At 69.9% G+C, this 17,942-nt stretch carries 18 protein-coding genes; all 18 read left to right on the top strand.

All coding sequences use genetic code 11. The features are described from left to right. The first annotated feature begins 60 nt into the window (after window positions 1–60). The 18 genes from M1M07_RS03635 (at window position 61) to nuoH (ending at window position 17,941) form a co-directional block, all read left to right on the top strand. Window positions 61–1,167 (top strand): D-alanine--D-alanine ligase family protein, encoded by a 1,107-nt coding sequence (locus tag M1M07_RS03635; protein ID WP_248673326.1) that lies wholly within the window; start codon window positions 61–63, stop codon window positions 1,165–1,167. Window positions 1,168–1,202: 35 nt separating this feature from the next. Beyond that, the gene (locus tag M1M07_RS03630; protein ID WP_248673325.1) at window positions 1,203–2,498 is read left to right on the top strand and encodes a glutamate-5-semialdehyde dehydrogenase; all 1,296 of its coding nucleotides are present in this window, start codon (window positions 1,203–1,205) and stop codon (window positions 2,496–2,498) included. Between the two features lie 15 nt (window positions 2,499–2,513). Continuing rightward, window positions 2,514–3,416 (top strand): MoxR family ATPase, encoded by a 903-nt coding sequence (locus M1M07_RS03625; RefSeq protein ID WP_248673324.1) that lies wholly within the window; start codon window positions 2,514–2,516, stop codon window positions 3,414–3,416. A 1-nt stretch (window position 3,417) separates the two neighbouring features. Further along, the gene (locus M1M07_RS03620; protein WP_248673323.1) at window positions 3,418–4,869 is read left to right on the top strand and encodes a VWA domain-containing protein; all 1,452 of its coding nucleotides are present in this window, start codon (window positions 3,418–3,420) and stop codon (window positions 4,867–4,869) included. Between the two features lie 77 nt (window positions 4,870–4,946). Next, window positions 4,947–5,675 (top strand): nicotinate-nucleotide adenylyltransferase, encoded by a 729-nt coding sequence (nadD, locus tag M1M07_RS03615; protein WP_269437605.1) that lies wholly within the window; start codon window positions 4,947–4,949, stop codon window positions 5,673–5,675. Continuing rightward, window positions 5,672–6,097 carry a ribosome silencing factor gene (gene rsfS / locus M1M07_RS03610; RefSeq protein WP_197252208.1) on the top strand — a complete coding sequence of 142 codons (426 nt, stop codon included), beginning with the start codon at window positions 5,672–5,674 and terminating at the stop codon, window positions 6,095–6,097. Before nadD ends, rsfS begins: the two co-directional genes overlap by 4 nt. Further along, on the top strand, window positions 6,094–6,741 hold the full coding sequence (locus M1M07_RS03605; protein ID WP_308200764.1) for a histidine phosphatase family protein: 648 nt from the start codon (window positions 6,094–6,096) through the stop codon (window positions 6,739–6,741). Before rsfS ends, M1M07_RS03605 begins: the two co-directional genes overlap by 4 nt. Next, window positions 6,728–7,513: a diglucosylglycerate octanoyltransferase gene (octT, locus tag M1M07_RS03600; protein ID WP_197252206.1), complete on the top strand. Its 786-nt coding sequence runs from the start codon at window positions 6,728–6,730 to the stop codon at window positions 7,511–7,513. Before M1M07_RS03605 ends, octT begins: the two co-directional genes overlap by 14 nt. A gap of 5 nt (window positions 7,514–7,518) precedes the next feature. Further along, a complete protein-coding gene (locus M1M07_RS03595; RefSeq protein WP_197252205.1) occupies window positions 7,519–8,388 on the top strand; it encodes a DegV family protein in 870 nt (289 codons plus the stop codon). 66 nt (window positions 8,389–8,454) lie between these two features. Beyond that, on the top strand, window positions 8,455–8,859 hold the full coding sequence (locus M1M07_RS03590) for a hypothetical protein (RefSeq protein ID WP_197252204.1): 405 nt from the start codon (window positions 8,455–8,457) through the stop codon (window positions 8,857–8,859). A 260-nt stretch (window positions 8,860–9,119) separates the two neighbouring features. Continuing rightward, window positions 9,120–9,479: an NADH-quinone oxidoreductase subunit A gene (locus tag M1M07_RS03585; protein ID WP_248673322.1), complete on the top strand. Its 360-nt coding sequence runs from the start codon at window positions 9,120–9,122 to the stop codon at window positions 9,477–9,479. An 81-nt stretch (window positions 9,480–9,560) separates the two neighbouring features. Next, window positions 9,561–10,115: an NADH-quinone oxidoreductase subunit B family protein gene (locus tag M1M07_RS03580; RefSeq protein ID WP_197252203.1), complete on the top strand. Its 555-nt coding sequence runs from the start codon at window positions 9,561–9,563 to the stop codon at window positions 10,113–10,115. Then, window positions 10,112–10,810, top strand: a complete 699-nt coding sequence (locus M1M07_RS03575) for an NADH-quinone oxidoreductase subunit C (protein ID WP_197252202.1) — start codon at window positions 10,112–10,114, stop codon at window positions 10,808–10,810. The genes M1M07_RS03580 and M1M07_RS03575 overlap by 4 nt, the downstream gene beginning before the upstream one ends. Then, window positions 10,810–12,150 carry an NADH dehydrogenase (quinone) subunit D gene (nuoD, locus tag M1M07_RS03570; protein ID WP_197252201.1) on the top strand — a complete coding sequence of 447 codons (1,341 nt, stop codon included), beginning with the start codon at window positions 10,810–10,812 and terminating at the stop codon, window positions 12,148–12,150. Before M1M07_RS03575 ends, nuoD begins: the two co-directional genes overlap by 1 nt. Continuing rightward, on the top strand, window positions 12,147–12,953 hold the full coding sequence (nuoE, locus tag M1M07_RS03565; protein WP_248673321.1) for an NADH-quinone oxidoreductase subunit NuoE: 807 nt from the start codon (window positions 12,147–12,149) through the stop codon (window positions 12,951–12,953). The genes nuoD and nuoE overlap by 4 nt, the downstream gene beginning before the upstream one ends. A gap of 1 nt (window position 12,954) precedes the next feature. Then, the gene (gene nuoF / locus M1M07_RS03560) at window positions 12,955–14,268 is read left to right on the top strand and encodes an NADH-quinone oxidoreductase subunit NuoF (RefSeq protein ID WP_197252199.1); all 1,314 of its coding nucleotides are present in this window, start codon (window positions 12,955–12,957) and stop codon (window positions 14,266–14,268) included. Then, a complete protein-coding gene (locus M1M07_RS03555; RefSeq protein ID WP_248673320.1) occupies window positions 14,265–16,679 on the top strand; it encodes an NADH-quinone oxidoreductase subunit G in 2,415 nt (804 codons plus the stop codon). Before nuoF ends, M1M07_RS03555 begins: the two co-directional genes overlap by 4 nt. Further along, window positions 16,679–17,941: an NADH-quinone oxidoreductase subunit NuoH gene (gene nuoH, locus M1M07_RS03550; protein WP_197252197.1), complete on the top strand. Its 1,263-nt coding sequence runs from the start codon at window positions 16,679–16,681 to the stop codon at window positions 17,939–17,941. The genes M1M07_RS03555 and nuoH overlap by 1 nt, the downstream gene beginning before the upstream one ends. The last annotated feature ends 1 nt before the right edge of the window (window position 17,942 follow it).

The following is a 17,942-nucleotide window of genomic DNA, read 5'->3' as shown; positions in this document are numbered from 1 at the left end:
GTGAACGAACCGGCCCTACTCGGGTATGGCAGCCGGTACCCGTGCCGGTACGGTTTGTACGTGAGCAATCCCCGCACCCGGGTGGCCGTCGTGTTCGGCGGCCGCAGCAACGAACATTCCGTTTCCTGCGTTTCCGCAGGCAGCATCCTGACCAATCTCGATCCCGAACTGTACGAGGTCGTGCCGATCGGGATCACCACCGACGGCGCGTGGGTGCTCGGCGACTCCGATCCCGCCCGGCTGGCGAAGGCCGGGCGCGAACTGCCGACGGTCGCGGCGGACGGGTCGGCCCTCGTGCTCACCGCCGACCCGACCCGCAGCGGCGACATCGTCGCACTCGACGAAGGGGAGTTCGGCAAGGTCCTCGCGTCGGTCGACGTGGTGTTCCCGGTGCTGCACGGCGCCTACGGGGAGGACGGCACGATCCAGGGGCTGCTCGAGCTCGCGGGCATCCCGTACGTCGGTCCGGGTGTGCTCGCCAGTGCCGCGGGCATGGACAAGGAATTCACCAAGAAGCTGCTGGCCGCCGAGGGGCTGCCGGTCGGATTCCAGATCGTGCTGCGCCCGGGAGTCGATTCGCTCACCGAGGAGCAGAAGGAACAGCTGGGTCTGCCCGTGTTCGTCAAGCCCGCCCGCGGCGGCTCGTCCATCGGCATCAGCCGGGTCGCCGACTGGGAGTCGTTCGACGCGGCACTCGAGAAGGCGCGCCTGCACGATCCGAAGGTCATCGTCGAATCCGCGATCGTCGGGCGCGAGGTCGAGTGCGGCGTGCTCGAATTCCCGGACGGCGACGTGCGGGCCAGCGTCGTCGCCGAGATCCGCATGCCGGACAGCTCCGGCAACCACGAGGCGTTCTACGACTTCGACACCAAGTACCTCGACGACGTGTGCGAGTTCGACGTGCCCGCAAAGCTCGACGACGACGTCAGCGAGGAACTGCGGGCGCTCGCGATCCGCGCGTTCCGGGCACTCGATTGCCAGGGGCTGTCGCGCGTCGACTTCTTCGTGACCGACAACGGACCGGTGATCAACGAGATCAATACGATGCCCGGCTTCACGTCGATCTCGATGTACCCGCGGATGTGGGAGGCGGCGGGCATCGGTTACAGCGAGCTCGTCTCGATCCTCGTGCAGACCGCTCTCGCCCGGGGCACCGGGCTGCGCTGAGCGGCTGTTCCGGCGCGGCGACTACTCTGTCAACCATGACTGCCGTGACTCCCGACACCGCCGCATCGGACGCTGCTGCAAAGGGCACCGGGGACATTCGCGAGGCCGTGCACGCCGCGGCGCGTCGTGCCCGGGTCGCGTCCCGTCGTCTCGCCCTGCTGACCACCGTCGAAAAGGACGCCGCGCTGCACGCCGCGGCGGACGCGGTTCTCGCCGCGGCCGATGCGGTTCTCGCCGCGAACACCGCGGACGTCGACGCTGCACGCGAAGCCGGGACCGAGGAATCGATCCTGGACCGCCTGCGGCTGACCCAGGCCCGGATCGAGGGCATCGCGTCCGGGCTGCGTCAGGTCGCCGGTCTGCCGGACCCGGTCGGTGAAGTGGTGCGCGGCTCGACGCTGCCGAACGGCCTCGAGATCCGGCAGCTGCGGGTGCCCCTCGGTGTCGTCGGCATGGTGTACGAGGCCCGGCCCAACGTCACCGTCGACGCCTTCGGTCTCGCCCTCAAGTCCGGCAACGCCGCGCTGCTGCGTGGTTCGTCGTCGGCGAAGCGGTCCAACGCGGCACTGGTCGAGGCGCTGCGCGGCGCGCTCGAAGCGCAGGGGCTTCCCGCGGACGCGGTGCAGCTGCTGCCGAGCGAGGACCGCTCCTCGGTCACCCACCTGATCCAGGCCCGCGGCCTGGTCGACGTCGTCGTCCCGCGCGGTGGCGCGGGCCTGATCTCCGCGGTCGTGCGCGACGCGACGGTGCCGACCATCGAGACCGGGGTCGGCAACTGCCACGTGTACGTGCACTCGGCCGCGGACCTCGAGATGGCCGAGAAGATCGTCGTCAACGCCAAGACGCGCCGGCCGAGCGTGTGCAACACCGTCGAGACCATCCTGGTGGACAAGGCGATCGCCGACACCGCGGTGCCGCAGCTGATGCAGGTGATGCAGGCCCACAGCGTCGTCGTGCACGGCGACCTGCCCGGCATGGTCCCGGCGACGGACGCGGACTGGTCCGAGGAGTACCTGACACTCGACGTGGCGATGACCGTCGTCGACGATCTGGATGCCGCGGTCGAGCACATCGACCGCTACGGCACCGGCCACACCGAGGCGATCGTCACCTCGGATCTGGCTGCGGCCCGGGAGTTCACCGCGCGGGTCGATGCCGCAGCGGTTATGGTCAACGCTTCGACCGCATTCACCGACGGCGAGCAGTTCGGGTTCGGTGCCGAGATCGGCATCTCCACCCAGAAGCTGCACGCCCGCGGCCCGATGGGGTTGCCGGAGCTGACCTCCACCAAGTGGGTGGTGTGGGGCGACGGCCACACCCGCCCGGCCTGATCGAAAGGATCCAGCGTGGATCGTGCGCTGCCGACCACTCCGCCGATCTTCGCCGACGTCGACGATGTGATCACACGTCTCGCGGAGACGGGTTACCTCGCCGACAAGGCAACCGCCACCGCCGTGTTCCTTGCGGACCGGCTGGGCAAGCCGCTGCTCATCGAGGGGCCGGCCGGTGTCGGGAAGACCGAACTCGCGCGTGCCGTCGCGCAGACCTCCGGCGCCGAACTGGTGCGCCTGCAGTGCTACGAGGGCGTCGACGAGTCCCGCGCGCTGTACGAGTGGAATCACGCCAAGCAGATCCTGCGGATCCAGGCGGCGGGTGCGAACGCCGCGAGCGGAACCGGCGAGTCGTGGGATTCGACGAAGCAGGACGTGTTCTCCGAGGAGTTCCTGCTCTCGCGGCCGCTGCTGACGGCGATCCGCCGGGAGGATCCGACGGTGCTGCTCGTCGACGAGGTCGACAAGGCGGACGTGGAGATCGAGGGCCTGCTGCTCGAGGTGCTCAGCGATTTCGCCGTCACCGTCCCCGAACTCGGGACGATCCGCGCCGTGCGCAAACCGTTCGCGGTGCTCACCTCGAACGCGGCGCGGGAGCTGTCCGAGGCGCTCAAGCGCCGCTGCCTGTTCCTGCACCTGGACTTCCCGGACGCGGAACTCGAGCGCCGGATCCTGGCGAGCCGGGTCCCGGAGCTGCCCGAGGCCGTCGCCGAACAGCTCGTGCGCACCGTGCGGGTGCTGCGCGGCATACAGCTCAAGAAGCTGCCGTCGGTCGCCGAGACGATCGACTGGGGCCGCACGCTGCTGGCGCTCGGACTCGACACCCTCGACGACGCGGCGGTTCGCACCACGCTCGGGGTCGTGCTCAAACACCAGTCCGATCAGCAGCGTGCTGCTGCCGAGCTGCGGCTGAACTGAGATGGCCGGCGCACGCCCGCCCGGGCAGAACCGAGGGCCCGCCGCTCCGCACGGGTTGCCGGGCCACCTCGTCGGCTTCGTCGAGGCGCTGCGCCGGCGCGGCATCGCGGTCGGGCCGTCGGAGACCGTCGACGCCGGTCAGGTGATGACGGTGCTGGACCTGCTCGACCGCGAGGCGCTGCGGGAGGGGCTCGCGTGCACGCTGCTGCGCCGGCCCACCCACCGCGCCACCTTCGACGCGCTGTTCGACCTGTGGTTCCCCGCCGCGGTCGGGAACCGCGAAGCCGGGGGAATCGACCCGTCGCTGCCGCGCACACCGGATGGGGACATCGACTTCGAGGCGCTGCGCGACCTGATCGCCGAGCTGCTGTCCGACGATTCGCCCGAAGCGCTGGAGCTGACCGAGCTGCTCACCGCCCAGCTCGTCGAGGAACTCGGCCAGTACCAGTCCGGGAACGGTCCCTCGTTCTCCGCCTATCAGGCGCTGCGGGACGTCAAACCGGAAACGCTCGTCACTCGCATCCTCGAGGGGCTGCTGGGCAACGGGTCGTCGGAGGAGCACGAACCGGCCGGCGACTACGAGACCGAGGTCGCGCGCCGCACCGCCGCGCGTCGCGTCGCCGATTTCCGGGCGATGGTCGAGCGCGAGACGCGCCGGCGCACCGCCGAGCAGGTCGGTCGCGACCGCGTCGAGAAGTACGGTGTGCCGAAGCTGGCCGAGGAGGTCGACTTCCTGCGCGCCTCGGACGCGGAGCTGACGGCGTTGCGCCGCAGCGTCACCCCGCTGGCCCGGTTGCTGGCGAGCCGGCTCGCGGCACGCCGGCGCCGGGCCCGCGCCGGGGCCATCGACCTGCGCCGCACCCTGCGCAAGTCGATGTCGACCGGCGGTGTGCCGATCGACCTGGTCAACCGCAAGCCGCGCCCGGCCCGCCCGGAACTGGTGGTGCTCTGCGATGTCTCCGGGTCCGTCGCCGGGTTCTCGCACTTCACGTTGCTGCTGGTGCACGCGCTGCGCGAGCAGTTCACCCGGGTGCGGGTGTTCGCGTTCATCGACACCACCGACGAGGTCACCGACTACTTCTCCGCGGGTTCCGACCTGGGGACGTCGATGGCGCGGATGCTGCGCGAGGCCGATCTCATCGCGTACGACGGGCACTCGGACTACGGCAACGCGATCGGGGTGTTCGCCGAGCAGTATGCGCACAGCCTCACCAGCCGCAGTTCGCTGCTGATCCTCGGCGACGGGCGTACCAACTACCGCAATCCGAACCGTGAGGCGCTCGAGCATCTGGTGACGGTCGCGCGGCACGCGCACTGGCTCAACCCCGAACCGCGGGGGCAGTGGGGTTCCGGCGACTCGGCGGCGAAGGTGTACAGCGAGGTCGTCACCATGCACGAGTGCCGGACCGCGCAGCAGCTCGCGGCGGTCGTGTCGACGCTCCTGCCGGTCTGACGCCCCTGCCGACCCTGCGAAGGCAGGGCCGCGCCGGTGAACCCGTAAGCTGGTCAACCGTGCAACAGCCATCCGACCTGCAACCCGCGCCGCCCCGGCGCGTGGGTGTAATGGGCGGCACGTTCGATCCCATCCACCACGGACACCTCGTGGCGGCCAGCGAAGTCGCCGACCGCTTCGGTCTCGACGAGGTCATCTTCGTGCCGACCGGGCAGCCGTGGCAGAAATCCGACCGCCACGTCAGCTCCGCCGAGGACCGCTACCTGATGACGGTCATCGCGACCGCGTCGAACCCCCGGTTCTCCGTCAGCCGTGTCGACATCGACCGCGGCAAGCCGACGTACACCGTCGATACCCTGCGGGACCTGCACGAACGGCTGCCCGATGCCGAGCTGTACTTCATCACCGGCGCGGACGCGCTCGCGTCGATCCTGTCCTGGCAGGAATGGCAGGTGCTGTTCGACCGTGCGCGCTTCGTCGGCGTCTCCCGGCCCGGCTACGACCTCAACGTCGAGCACCTCGCGCCGCACCTCGAAGGCCTGCCCGCCGACGCTGTGAGCCTCGTCGAGATCCCCGCCCTGGCGATATCGTCGACGGACTGCCGCACGCGGGTCAGCGCGAACCGCCCGGTGTGGTACCTCGTCCCGGACGGGGTGGTGCAGTACATCAGCAAACGCAATCTGTATCGTCCGCAGGATTCACGGCGGCCCGACGGGGCCGCCGCGGTGACCGACCCGCAGACGGTCCGCCGCGGGGCCGCACCGGAACCGCCCCGCACCGCAACCGAGAGAAAGAGCACGCAGTGAGCGCATCGGCAGAAGCCATCGAGATGGCACGTATCGCGGCCCTGGCGGCCGACGAGAAACTGGCATCCGACGTCGTGGTGCTCGACGTCTCCGAGCAGCTCGTGATCACCGACTGCTTCGTGATCGCCTCCGCGGCGAACGAGCGGCAGGTCAACGCGATCGTCGACAACGTCGAGGAGAAGCTGCGCGAGGCCGGCCACAAGCCGGTGCGCCGCGAGGGCACCCGCGAAGGGCGCTGGACGCTGCTCGACTACATCGATGTCGTCGTGCACATCCAGCACGACGAGGAACGCAACTTCTACGCCCTCGAGCGGCTGTGGAAGGACTGCCCGACCGTGCCGGTCGAGGGCATCGAACCGTCGACACGGAACCTCACCGCGCCCGCCCACGACGCGCTGCCGGAAACCCCGGACCACCTGTGACGGAGATCGTCCGCCGGCTGATCCTGCTGCGTCACGGACAGACCGAGTACAACGCGACCAGCCGCATGCAGGGCCAGCTCGACACCGAGCTGTCCGAGCTGGGCCGGCGCCAGGCGGTCGCCGCGGCACGGGAGATCGCGGCGTTCGAGCCGCTCGCGGTCGTCTCGTCCGACCTGCGGCGCGCCTACGACACCGCGGTCGTGCTCGGCGACAGCGCGGGTGTTCCCGTCGAGATCGACCCGCGCCTGCGGGAAACGCACCTCGGGAAGTGGCAGGGGCTCACGCACCACGACGTCGACTCGGTCGCGCCCGGTGCCCGGGCCGCGTGGCGCGCCGATGCGACTTGGGCACCGCCGGAGGGGGAGAGCAGGGTCGACGTGGCGCGGCGTGCCGTCCCGGTCGTGCGGGAACTGCTCGACAAGTACGAACACTGGGGGGAACGGCCGATCGTCCTGGTCGCGCACGGCGGGCTGATCGCCGCGCTCACCGCCGCCCTCCTGGATCTGCCCGTGGATCGCTGGCCGATCCTCGGCGGTCTCGGCAACACCGGTTGGGTACGGCTCAGCGGCTACGGAGAGGAACCCGCATGGCGGCTCGATGTGTGGAACGCGACGGCGAACGTGGTGGCCGATGACGTCCTCTGACGCACCGGAGGTTCCGGACGCCACCGGCGGATCGACGCGACCGACCCTGCTGGTCATCGGCGACTCGCTCAGCTACTACGGCCCGAAGGGCGGCCTGCCCGCGGACGATCCGCGGATCTGGCCGAACCTCGCTGCGGCCGAACTCGGCTGGGATGTCGAGCTGATCGCCCGGATCGGCTGGACGACGCGCGACGCGTGGTGGGCGATGACGCAGGATCCCCGTGTATGGGCGTCGATCCCGCGCGCGGGTGCCGTCGTGCTCGCCGTCGGTGGCATGGACACGCTGCCGTCGCCCCTGCCGACCGCGCTGCGCGAACAGCTCCGCTACGTGCGGCCGGCGTCGCTGCGCCGCGTCGTGCGCAACGCGTACGGCTGGCTCCAGCCACGGCTGTCGCCGCTCGGCTGGCCGGTCGCGCTTCCGGCGCGGGTGAGCGTCGAATACCTCGAGACCATCCGCGACTCGCTCGCCTACATGCGTCCCGACCTGCCGGTGATCGCCACCCTGCCGTCGGTGCACCGCAGCGAGCAGTACGCGTCGGTCCACAAGGGCCGTCCCGCGGCGGCCCGCGCGATCACCGCGTGGGCGGCCGAAAAGTCCGTTCCCCTGGTCGATCTGGCGGCGGCGGTCCGCGAGAACATCCAATCGGACGACGCGAACCCGGACGGTATCCACTGGGGCTGGGACGGGCACCGCAAGGTCGCCGCCGCGATGGTCGAAGCGGTGCGGATGGTGCACCGAGATGCGGATTCGGTGGCAGACGGCATACGGTAGTCGACGTGTCTGTTGTGGTGGTGACCGATTCGTCGTGCTGTCTGGATCGGGAAGCGGTGGAGCGGTACGACATCCGTGTCGTGCCGCTGCACGTGATCTCCGAGGGCCGTGAGCTCCGCGAGGGCGTCGACGAACTGCCCGAGGACCTGTCGAAGGTGACCACCTCGGGGCCGGCGCCCGCCGAGCTCACCGATGTCTACGCTCGGGCGCTCGCCGACAGCGACGGTGACGGCGTGGTCGCCGTGCACATCTCGCGGCAGCTGTCCGGCACCTGGGAGGCCGCCAAGTACGCGGCCGACGCATTCGGGGGACGCGTGCGTCTCGTCGATTCCCGCAACACGGCAATGGGATTGGGCTTCTCGGCACTCGCCGCGGCGCGGCTCGCCGAGACCGGCGCGTCGCTCGACGAGGTGTTTGCGCGCGCCGTCGACGTCGCCGAGGCCGGCCGCGCGCTGCTCGTCGTCGACCGGCTCGACCATCTGCGGCGCGGCGGCCGGATCGGCACCGCGACCGCGTTGCTCGGTACGGCCCTGTCGATGAAGCCGGTCCTGCATCTCGTCGACGGCAAGCTCGTCCTGCGGGAGAAGACCCGGACCATGTCCAAGGCGCTCGCCAAGCTCGTCGAGGCCGTCGTCGACCAGTGCGCCGAGGTCGCGAAGATCGCCGAGCCGAAGGTCGCGGTGCACCACCGGGACGCCCCCGAGCGCGCGAAGTCCCTCCTCGACGAACTGACCGGGCGGCTGCCGGAGGGCACGGAACTGCGGATGACCGAACTCGACGCCGTGCTGGGCGCACACGTCGGTCCCGGGGCGATCGGGATCGTCGTCTCGCGGGACGGGCAGGATCCGGATCGGAACGTCCACGCGGAACCGTGATTTCGCCGCGCGCCGAATTCGGTCGGATCCGGGCGGTGGTGCGGTCGGTGCCCTAGCATCGGGTCCGTGACCGACTCGTCCGGCGGGGCAGCCCCGTTGCGTGTGCTCGTATACAGCCACGACGCGAACACCCGCGCGCAGGTCGTGCGTGCGCTGGGGACGCGCCCACACCCGGATCTCCCGGAACTCGAGTACGTCGAGGTGGCCACCGCGCCGGTCGTCATCCGGCGCGTGGAGGAGGGCGACATCGCCCTCGCCGTCCTCGACGGGGAAGCGACCCCGGTCGGCGGCATCGGCCTGGCGAAGCAACTGCGCGACGAGATCGATCCGTGCCCGCCCCTGCTGCTGTTGCTGGGCCGCCGAGACGACGCGTGGCTGGCCTCCTGGTCGAGGGCCGACGCGGCGGTTCTGCACCCGGTCGATCCGTTCCGGCTCGCCGAGGCGGCGCTGCCCCTCCTGCGCCGCGTGTGACCTGTCCGTGACGGGTTTGTGACAGCGACGACTCGCGTGGTCGCTTGTCACGGATCCGTTTCGATCCCACCGAATTTCGGCACCGTGAAAGCACCGTGAAAATCGGGACAAGGCTGGGGACAACCCTTGTAGGGTGAGTCGCACATATCACACCCAGGCCGAAGGAGTGATTCCGGTTACGCATCGAGCCGAGGCGATCGGTGAGACCGGTCGGTTTCGTGCCGAGCACACCGGGGTCACGAGAAGGGGGATCAGCGGACATGAACCTCTATGTGCCGATCCTCGTGCTCGGGGCGATCGCGGTCGTCTTCGCGCTGTTCTCCGTGGGGGTGGCCGGACTGGTCGGTCCCCGGCGATACAACCGGGCGAAACTCGAGGCCTACGAATGCGGGATCGACCCGACGCCGCCGCCCACGGGTGGCGGGCGGTTCCCGGTCAAGTACTACCTGACGGCGATGCTGTTCATCATCTTCGACATCGAGATCGTCTTCCTCTACCCGTGGGCGGTGCACTTCGACAGCCTCGGCCTGTTCGGTCTCGCCGCCATGGCGTTGTTCCTGTTCAACGTGTCCGTGGCCTACGTCTACGAGTGGCGGCGCGGTGGTCTCGGATGGGACTGAACCGGCGCGGGACCACAGCGCCACCCCAGACCACACCGCCACGCGGGACGACAGCGACACCGGAAGCGAGATGAGTCGGAGATGGGAATCGAGGAGAAGGTACCGAGCGGTTTCCTGCTGAGCACGGTCGAGGCCGCGGCCGGGTACGCCCGCAAGGGCTCGTTGTGGCCCGCGACCTTCGGCCTGGCGTGTTGCGCGATCGAGATGATGACCACCGTGTCGGGGCGTTTCGACATCGCTCGCTTCGGGATGGAGGCGTTCCGCGCCTCGCCCCGGCAGGCCGACCTGATGATCGTCGCCGGCCGGGTGAGCCAGAAGATGGCGCCGGTGCTGCGGCAGGTCTACGACCAGATGGTCGAACCGAAATGGGTGCTCGCGATGGGGGTGTGCGCCTCGTCCGGCGGCATGTTCAACAACTACGCGATCGTGCAGGGCGTCGACCACGTGGTGCCCGTCGACATCTACCTGCCCGGCTGCCCGCCCCGGCCGGAGATGCTGCTCCACGCGATCCTGAAGCTGCACGAGAAGATCCAGCAGATGCCGTTGGGCGTCAACCGCGAAGAGGTGATCCGCGAAGCCGAGAAGGCGGCGCTCGCGTCCCCGACCACCCTCGAACTGAAAGGCCTGCTGCGATGACCGGGCGGGAGCCGGTCGGGCGGGAACCGGGCGAACCCGAGGTCATCGACGTGCGCCGCGGAATGTTCGGTCCGCCCGACACCGGTGACACGTCCGGATACGGCGGGCTCGTCCGGCCGATCGCGTTGCCCGGTGCCACACCCCGTCCGTACGGCGGGTGGTTCGACGAGGTCGCCGACGGTCTCGAAGCGGCGCTGACGCAGGCGTCGGTGAACCCGGGGGAGGCGATCGAACGTGTCGTCGTCGACCGCGACGAGATGACCGTCCACGTCCGCGCCGAGCACCTGCCCCGGGTCGCGCGGTGCCTGCGGGACGAACCCGGCCTGCGGTTCGAACTGTGCCTCGGCGTCAGCGGGGTGCACTTCCCGCACGAGAACGGGCGCGAGCTGCACGCGGTCTACCACCTGATGTCGATCACCCACAACAGACGGATCCGGCTCGAGGTGTCGGTTCCCGATGCCCACCCGCACATTCCGTCGCTGTACGCGGTGTACCCGACCGTCGACTGGCACGAGCGGGAAACCTACGACTTCTTCGGGATCGTGTTCGACGGGCATCCGGCGCTCACCCGCATCGAGATGCCCGACGACTGGGTGGGACATCCGCAGCGCAAGGACTACCCCCTCGGAGGAATCCCCGTCGAATACAAGGGTGCGCGGACACCGCCACCCGACGAACGGAGGGCGTACCACTGATGAGCGATCCGTATTCGACCGGCGGGAACGCCGAGGGCACCGTCTACACCGTCGCCGGCCAGGACTGGGACGAGATCGTCGACGCGGTCCGCGCCTCGGGCGGACCGGACGCCGAACTGGCCGAGGAACGCATCGTCGTCAACATGGGTCCGCAGCACCCGTCCACGCACGGCGTGCTGCGGCTCATCCTCGAGATGGACGGCGAAACCGTCACCGAGGCCCGTTGCGGTATCGGCTACCTGCACACCGGAATCGAGAAGAACCTCGAATTCCGCACGTGGACACAGGGCGTCACGTTCGTCACCCGGATGGACTACCTGTCCTCGTTCTTCAACGAGACCGCCTACTGCCTGGGCGTCGAGAAACTGCTCGGCATCACCGATCTCGTGCCCGAACGCGCCACCGTCGTGCGGGTGATGCTCATGGAACTCAACCGCGTCTCCTCGCACCTGGTGGCACTGGCCACCGGCGGGATGGAACTCGGGGCCATGACGTCGATGTTCCTCGGGTTCCGCGAACGCGAACTGATCCTCGACGTGTTCGAGGCCGTCACCGGGCTGCGCATGAACCACGGCTACATCCGGCCCGGTGGGCTGGCGCAGGACCTGCCGGACGGTTCGCTCGACAAGATCCGCGAGGTCCTCGACGTCGTCCCGCGCCGCCTGCGCGATCTCGAGGACCTCCTCGACGAGAACGCCATCTGGAAGGCCCGCACGAAGGACGTCGGCTACCTGGACCTGATGGGCTGCATGGCGCTCGGCGTCACCGGCCCGGTCCTGCGATCGACGGGACTGCCGCACGATCTGCGCAAGTCGCAACCCTATTGCGGTTACGACACGTACGAATTCGACGTCGTCACCGACACCGGCTGCGACTGCTACGGCCGCTACCTCATCCGGGTCGGGGAGATGAAGGAATCGCTGAAGATCGTCGAGCAGTGCCTCGATCGGCTGCGGCCCGGACCGGTGATGGTCGAGGACCCGAAGGTCGGGTGGCCGGCCGACCTGGCGGTGCGCGAGGACGGACTCGGCAACTCGCCGGAGTACATCGGCAAGATCATGGGCACTTCCATGGAAGCGCTCATCCACCATTTCAAGCTGGTCACCGAGGGATTCCGGGTCCCGGCCGGACAGGTGTACGTGGCCGTCGAATCGCCCCGCGGCGAACTCGGAGTGCACATGGTCAGCGACGGCGGCACCCGCCCGTACCGGGTGCACTACCGGGACCCGTCGTTCACGAACCTGCAGGCGGTCGCGGCGATGTGCGAGGGCGGCATGGTCGCCGACGTCATCGCCGCGGTCGCCAGCATCGATCCGGTGATGGGAGGTGTGGACCGATGACCCGGGCACACACGACCGGCGAATCCGCGGTCCCGGCGAACCGGCCGGAGCCGGTCTTCGTCGAATTGGGCCGCACGGCAGCCGAAACCGAGCGCATCGAACACCCCGGCGCACCCCGGACGTACCCGCCGGACGTGCGGGAGCGTCTCGAGGCCGACGCCGCCGCGATCATCGCCCGCTACCCGGTGACGCGGTCCGCCCTGATCCCGCTGCTGCACCTCGTCCAGGCCGAGGACGGCTACATCACCCCCGCCGGAATCGAGTTCTGCGCAGCGCAACTCGCGCTCACCGGTGCCGAGGTCGCGGCCGTGGCCACCTTCTACTCGATGTACCGCCGCCGCCCGACCGGCGACTACCACGTCGGGGTCTGCACCAACACCCTGTGCGCGATCATGGGAGGGGACGCGATCCTCGAGGCCCTCGCAGAGCATCTCGGTGTCGACCCCGGCTCGGCGGACGACACCACCCCGGACGGGAAGATCACCCTCGATCACATCGAATGCAACGCGGCCTGCGACTTCGCGCCCGTGGTGATGGTCAACTGGGAATTCTTCGACAACCAGACCCCGGACTCGGCGACCGCGCTCGTCGACGCCCTGTGGGCCGGCAAACGCATCACGCCGACCCGCGGCGCGTCGCTGTGCACATTCCGCGAAACCGCCCGCATCCTGGCCGGATTCCCCGACGAACGTCCCGGCGCGAACGACAGCGCGGCGTCGGGCGACGCGACCCTCGCCGGGCTGCGGGTCGCCCGCGAACGGAACATGCGGGCACCCGAGGCGACCGGAACGGAAGGGAAGTGACATGCCGCTGAGTCCGGTCCTGAGCCGGTACTGGGACGAACCCCGGTCGTGGACGCTCGACACCTACCGGAGCCACGACGGCTACAAGGCGCTCGAACGCGCCCTGCGCACCGACCCGGACGAGGTCATCGCCACCGTCAAGGACTCCGGTCTGCGCGGCCGCGGCGGCGCAGGATTCCCGACCGGCACGAAATGGTCGTTCATCCCGCAGGATCCGACCACGCCCGCCGGTGCCAAGCCGCACTATCTCGTCGTCAACGCCGACGAATCCGAACCCGGCACCTGCAAGGACATGCCGCTGATGCTGGCATCGCCGCACACGCTCGTCGAAGGTGTCGTCATCGCGGCCTACGCCATCCGGGCCTCGCACGCGTTCATCTACGTGCGCGGCGAGGTCGTCCCCGTGCTGCGCCGGCTGCAGCACGCGGTCGCCGAGGCGTACGACGCCGGATACCTCGGCCGCGACATCCTCGGCTCCGGCTTCGACCTGGACGTCGTCGTCCACGCCGGTGCCGGCGCCTACATCTGCGGCGAGGAGACCGCGCTGCTCGACTCGCTCGAAGGGCGACGCGGACAGCCGCGGCTGCGGCCGCCGTTCCCGGCGGTCGCCGGGCTCTACGCGTGCCCGACCGTCGTCAACAACGTCGAATCCATCGCGAGCGTGCCGTCGATCCTGCTCAACGGCGTCGACTGGTTCCACTCGATGGGCACCGAGAAATCCCCGGGTTTCACGCTGTACTCGCTGTCCGGGCACGTCACCCGGCCGGGCCAGTACGAGGCACCGCTCGGCATCACCCTGCGCGAACTCCTCGACTACGCCGGCGGCATCCGCGCCGGGCACCGGCTCAAGTTCTGGACACCCGGCGGGTCGTCGACGCCGCTGTTCACCGCCGCACACCTCGACGTGCCCCTCGACTACGAAGGGGTCGGGGCCGCCGGGTCGATGCTCGGCACCAAGGCGCTGCAGATCTTCGACGAGACGACCTGCGTGGTGCGCGCGGTGCTGCGCTGGTCGCAGTTCTACAAGCACGAATCGTGCGGGAAGTGCACCCCCTGCCGCGAAGGCACCTGGTGGCTCGTGCAGATCCTCGAACGTCTAGAAGCCGGCACCGGCACCGAGGCCGACCTCGAGAAGCTGCTCGACATCTCCGACAACATCCTCGGGCGCGCGTTCTGTGCGCTCGGCGACGCCGCGACCAGCCCCATCACGTCGTCGATCGCACTGTTCCGCGACGAGTACATCGCGCATCTCACCCACGGCGGATGCCCGTTCGATCCGCGCCTGTCCACCCTCACGGCAGGGGGAGTGTCATGACCGCAGACCGGCCCGCGACGGCCAAGGACCCGGTCGTCACCATCGACGGCATCGAGATCAGCGTTCCCCCGGGAACTCTCGTCATCCGCGCCGCCGAGCAACTCGGCATCCGCATCCCGCGGTTCTGCGATCACCCGCTGCTCGACCCGGTCGGGGCATGCCGCCAGTGCCTCGTCGAGGTCGAAGGCCAGCGCAAACCTCTCGCCTCGTGCACCACCACGGTCACCGACGGCATGGTCGTCCGCACCCAGTTCACGTCCCCGGTGGCGGACAAGGCGCAGCAGGGTGTGATGGAGCTGCTGCTCATCAATCACCCCCTGGACTGCCCGGTGTGCGACAAGGGCGGGGAATGCCCGCTGCAGAACCAGGCGATGTCCAACGGCCGTGGCGATTCTCGCTTCGAGGGCGTCAAACGGACCTTCCCGAAGCCGATCGCGATCTCCTCGCAGGTGCTGCTGGACCGGGAGCGGTGCGTGAACTGCGCCCGCTGCACCCGCTTCTCGCAGCAGATCGCCGGTGACCCGTTCATCGATCTGCTCGAACGCGGGGCCGGCCAGCAGGTCGGCATCTACGCCGAGGAACCGTTCGATTCCTATTTCTCCGGCAACACCGTGCAGATCTGCCCGGTCGGTGCGCTGACCGGAACGGCCTACCGCTTCCGGGCGCGCCCGTTCGATCTGGTGTCCAGCTCGAGCGTCTGCGAACACTGCGCCAGCGGCTGCGCGCAACGCACCGACCACCGGCGCGGCGTCGTGTTGCGACGCCTCGCGGGCAACGCCCCGCAGGTCAACGCCGAATGGAACTGCGACAAGGGCAGATGGGCGTTCACCTACGCCACCGAACCCGACCGGATCACCACCCCGCTGGTCCGCGACGACGACGGCACACTCGTCCCGAGATCCTGGCCCGCCGCCCTCGCGATCGCCGCCCGGGGACTGGCCGCGGCGCGCGGCGCGGGCGTGCTCGTCGGCGGACGCGTCACCGTCGAGGACGCCTACGCCTACGCGAAGTTCGCGCGGATCGTGCTGGGCACCAACGACATCGACTTCCGTGCGCGGGAGCACTCCGGTGAGGAGGCGCAGTTCCTCGCGGCCCGCATCGCCGGCCGGCTGCTCTCCGTGACGTATGCGGATCTGGATCGTGCGCCGGCGGTGCTGCTCGTCGGATTCGAACCCGAGGAGGAATCGCCGATCGTCTTCCTGCGGCTGCGTCTGGCGGCGCGCGGCGGCGCCGCGATCCGGTCGATCGCGGCGTTCGCGAGCCGGGGCCTGACGAAGATGTCGGGCCGGGTGGTGCAGGCCGTGCCGGGTTCCGAAGCCGCGGTGCTGGACGGGATCCGGTCGGGGGAGCAGGGCGGCGACGTCTCCGACCTGCTGCGCCGTCCCGGCGCGGTGATCATCGTCGGGGAACGGTGCGCGACGATGCCCGGCGCGCTGTCGGCGGCGATCCGGCTCGCCGACGACACCGGTGCCCGGCTCGCGTGGGTGCCGCGCCGGGCCGGTGAACGCGGCGCCCTCGAGGCCGGGGCGCTGCCGACGCTGCTGCCCGGTGGCCGGGACGTCAGCGATCCGCAGGCGCGCAGCCGGGTTGCGCAGGTGTGGTCCGACAGCGTCGGCGGCACCGTCGAACTGCCCGCGAATCCCGGACGCGACACCGCGGGCATCCTCGCCGCGGCCGCGGCCGGCGACCTCGGTGCCCTGATGATCGGCGGAGTCGACCTCGACGACCTCTCCGACCCGCAGTCCGCACGCTCGGCGGTGGAATCGGCCGGATTCGTTGTGAGCCTGGAACTGCGCCGCAGCACCGTCACCGACCTCGCGGACGTGGTGTTCCCGGTGGCCGCCGTCGCCGAGAAGTCCGGTGCCTTCCTCGACTGGGAGGGCCGGGTCCGTGAGTTCGGGATCGCGCTGCGCGGCCCCGGTACCCTGCCGGACCGACGGGTCCTCGACGCGCTCGCCGCCCAGATGGGGACCCGGCTCGGTGTGCCCGACGCGGAGTCCGCGCGCCGCGAACTGGACCTGCTCGGTCCGTGGGAGGGGCAGCGGCCGGCCGATCCGGCGACGGAGACGGTCGAGCCACCCCGCGCCGGTCCCGGAGAGGCGGTCCTGACCGGCTGGCGGATGCTACTCGATGCCGGGCGGATGCAGGACGGGGAACCGTACCTCGCCGGTACCGCTCGACCGCCGGTGGTCCGGCTGTCCGCCGCGACCGCCGCCGAGATCGGCGCCTCCGACGGGGATGCGGTGACGGTGTCCACCGACCGCGGCGCCGTGACGCTGCCGCTCGCGATCACCGAGATGCCCGATCGCGTGGTGTGGCTGCCGCTGAACTCACCCGGCTCCGCCGTCCACCGGCAACTGGGCGTCGGATCCGGCGGGCTCGTACGGATCAGGGCGGGGGAGGTGCAGTGATGGACGGGTATGCAGACCTGTCGGCGTTCGGACACGATCCGTGGTGGCTGATCCTGGTCAAGGCCGTGGCGGTGTTCGCGTTCCTGGTGCTGACCGTGCTCGTGGCGATCTACGCGGAACGACGGGTCCTGGCCCGCATGCAGATGCGGATCGGACCGAATCGGCTGGGACCGCAGGGGATTCTGCAGAGCCTCGCCGACGGCATCAAACTGGCGCTGAAGGAGGGCATCGTCCCGTCCGGGGTGGACCGGCCCGTCTATCTGCTCGCCCCGATCATCGCGACGGTCCCGGCCTTCATGGCGTTCGCGGTGATCCCGTTCGGGCCGGTGGTTTCGGCATTCGGGCAGCGGACGCCGTTGCAGCTCACCGATCTTCCGGTCGCGGTGCTGTACATCCTGGCGGTCACCTCCGTCGGTGTGTACGGCATCGTGCTCGCCGGCTGGTCGTCCGGCTCGACGTACCCGCTGCTCGGCGGTCTGCGTTCGACCGCGCAGGTGATCTCGTACGAGATCGCGATGGGATTGGCGTTCGCCGCGGTGTTCCTGCTCTCCGGCACGATGTCCACATCCGGGATCGTGTCCGGGCAGGTCGGGACGTGGTACGTCTTCCTGCTGCTGCCGTCGTTCCTCATCTACGTCACGGCCATGGTCGGCGAGACCAACCGCGCCCCGTTCGACCTGCCCGAAGCCGAGGGCGAACTCGTCGGCGGATTCCACACCGAGTACTCGTCGCTGCGCTTCGCGATGTTCATGCTCGCCGAATACGTGAACATGACGACCGTGTCCGCGCTGGCCACCACGCTGTTCCTCGGCGGCTGGCGCGCTCCGTGGCCGCTGAACATATGGGACGGTGCCAACTCCGGCTGGTGGCCGGTGCTGTGGTTCGTCGCCAAGGTGTGGGCATTCCTGTTCCTGTTCGTGTGGCTGCGCGCCACCCTGCCCCGGCTCCGCTACGACCAGTTCATGAATCTCGGCTGGAAGGTCCTCATTCCGGCGTCGCTGCTGTGGGTCGTGGTCGTCGCCGTGATCCGGGCGCTCGGCAACGAGGGATACGTGGCCGGGCAGGGCACACTCGCCGCCGTCGGGGTGGTGTGCGTCCTGGCGTTCCTGGTGTTCACCCGGTTGCGGCGCACGTCCGGGGGCGGCGAACCCGCCCGGGCCGCACCGGAGGCGGCCGAACCGTTCGACCCTGGGGCCGGGGGCTTCCCGGTCCCACCGATGCCGGGTCCCGTGCCCGCGCAGCGCACCCCCGCGGAGGGATGAC

The organism is Rhodococcus sp. HM1, from assembly GCF_023218075.1.
Taxonomy (GTDB): Bacteria; Actinomycetota; Actinomycetes; order Mycobacteriales; family Mycobacteriaceae; genus Rhodococcus.
This window is presented reverse-complemented; position numbering and strand designations above follow the sequence as displayed.

Coding starts and splice junctions, on each gene's coding strand:
- nuoD (WP_197252201.1), top strand. CDS start 10,810: ATGAGCGATCCGTATTCGACCGGCGGGAACGCCGAGGGCACCGTCTAC.
- M1M07_RS03575 (WP_197252202.1), top strand. CDS start 10,112: ATGACCGGGCGGGAGCCGGTCGGGCGGGAACCGGGCGAACCCGAGGTC.
- nuoE (WP_248673321.1), top strand. CDS start 12,147: ATGACCCGGGCACACACGACCGGCGAATCCGCGGTCCCGGCGAACCGG.
- M1M07_RS03580 (WP_197252203.1), top strand. CDS start 9,561: ATGGGAATCGAGGAGAAGGTACCGAGCGGTTTCCTGCTGAGCACGGTC.
- nuoH (WP_197252197.1), top strand. CDS start 16,679: ATGGACGGGTATGCAGACCTGTCGGCGTTCGGACACGATCCGTGGTGG.
- octT (WP_197252206.1), top strand. CDS start 6,728: ATGACGTCCTCTGACGCACCGGAGGTTCCGGACGCCACCGGCGGATCG.
- nuoF (WP_197252199.1), top strand. CDS start 12,955: ATGCCGCTGAGTCCGGTCCTGAGCCGGTACTGGGACGAACCCCGGTCG.
- M1M07_RS03620 (WP_248673323.1), top strand. CDS start 3,418: ATGGCCGGCGCACGCCCGCCCGGGCAGAACCGAGGGCCCGCCGCTCCG.
- M1M07_RS03555 (WP_248673320.1), top strand. CDS start 14,265: ATGACCGCAGACCGGCCCGCGACGGCCAAGGACCCGGTCGTCACCATC.
- M1M07_RS03585 (WP_248673322.1), top strand. CDS start 9,120: ATGAACCTCTATGTGCCGATCCTCGTGCTCGGGGCGATCGCGGTCGTC.
- M1M07_RS03630 (WP_248673325.1), top strand. CDS start 1,203: ATGACTGCCGTGACTCCCGACACCGCCGCATCGGACGCTGCTGCAAAG.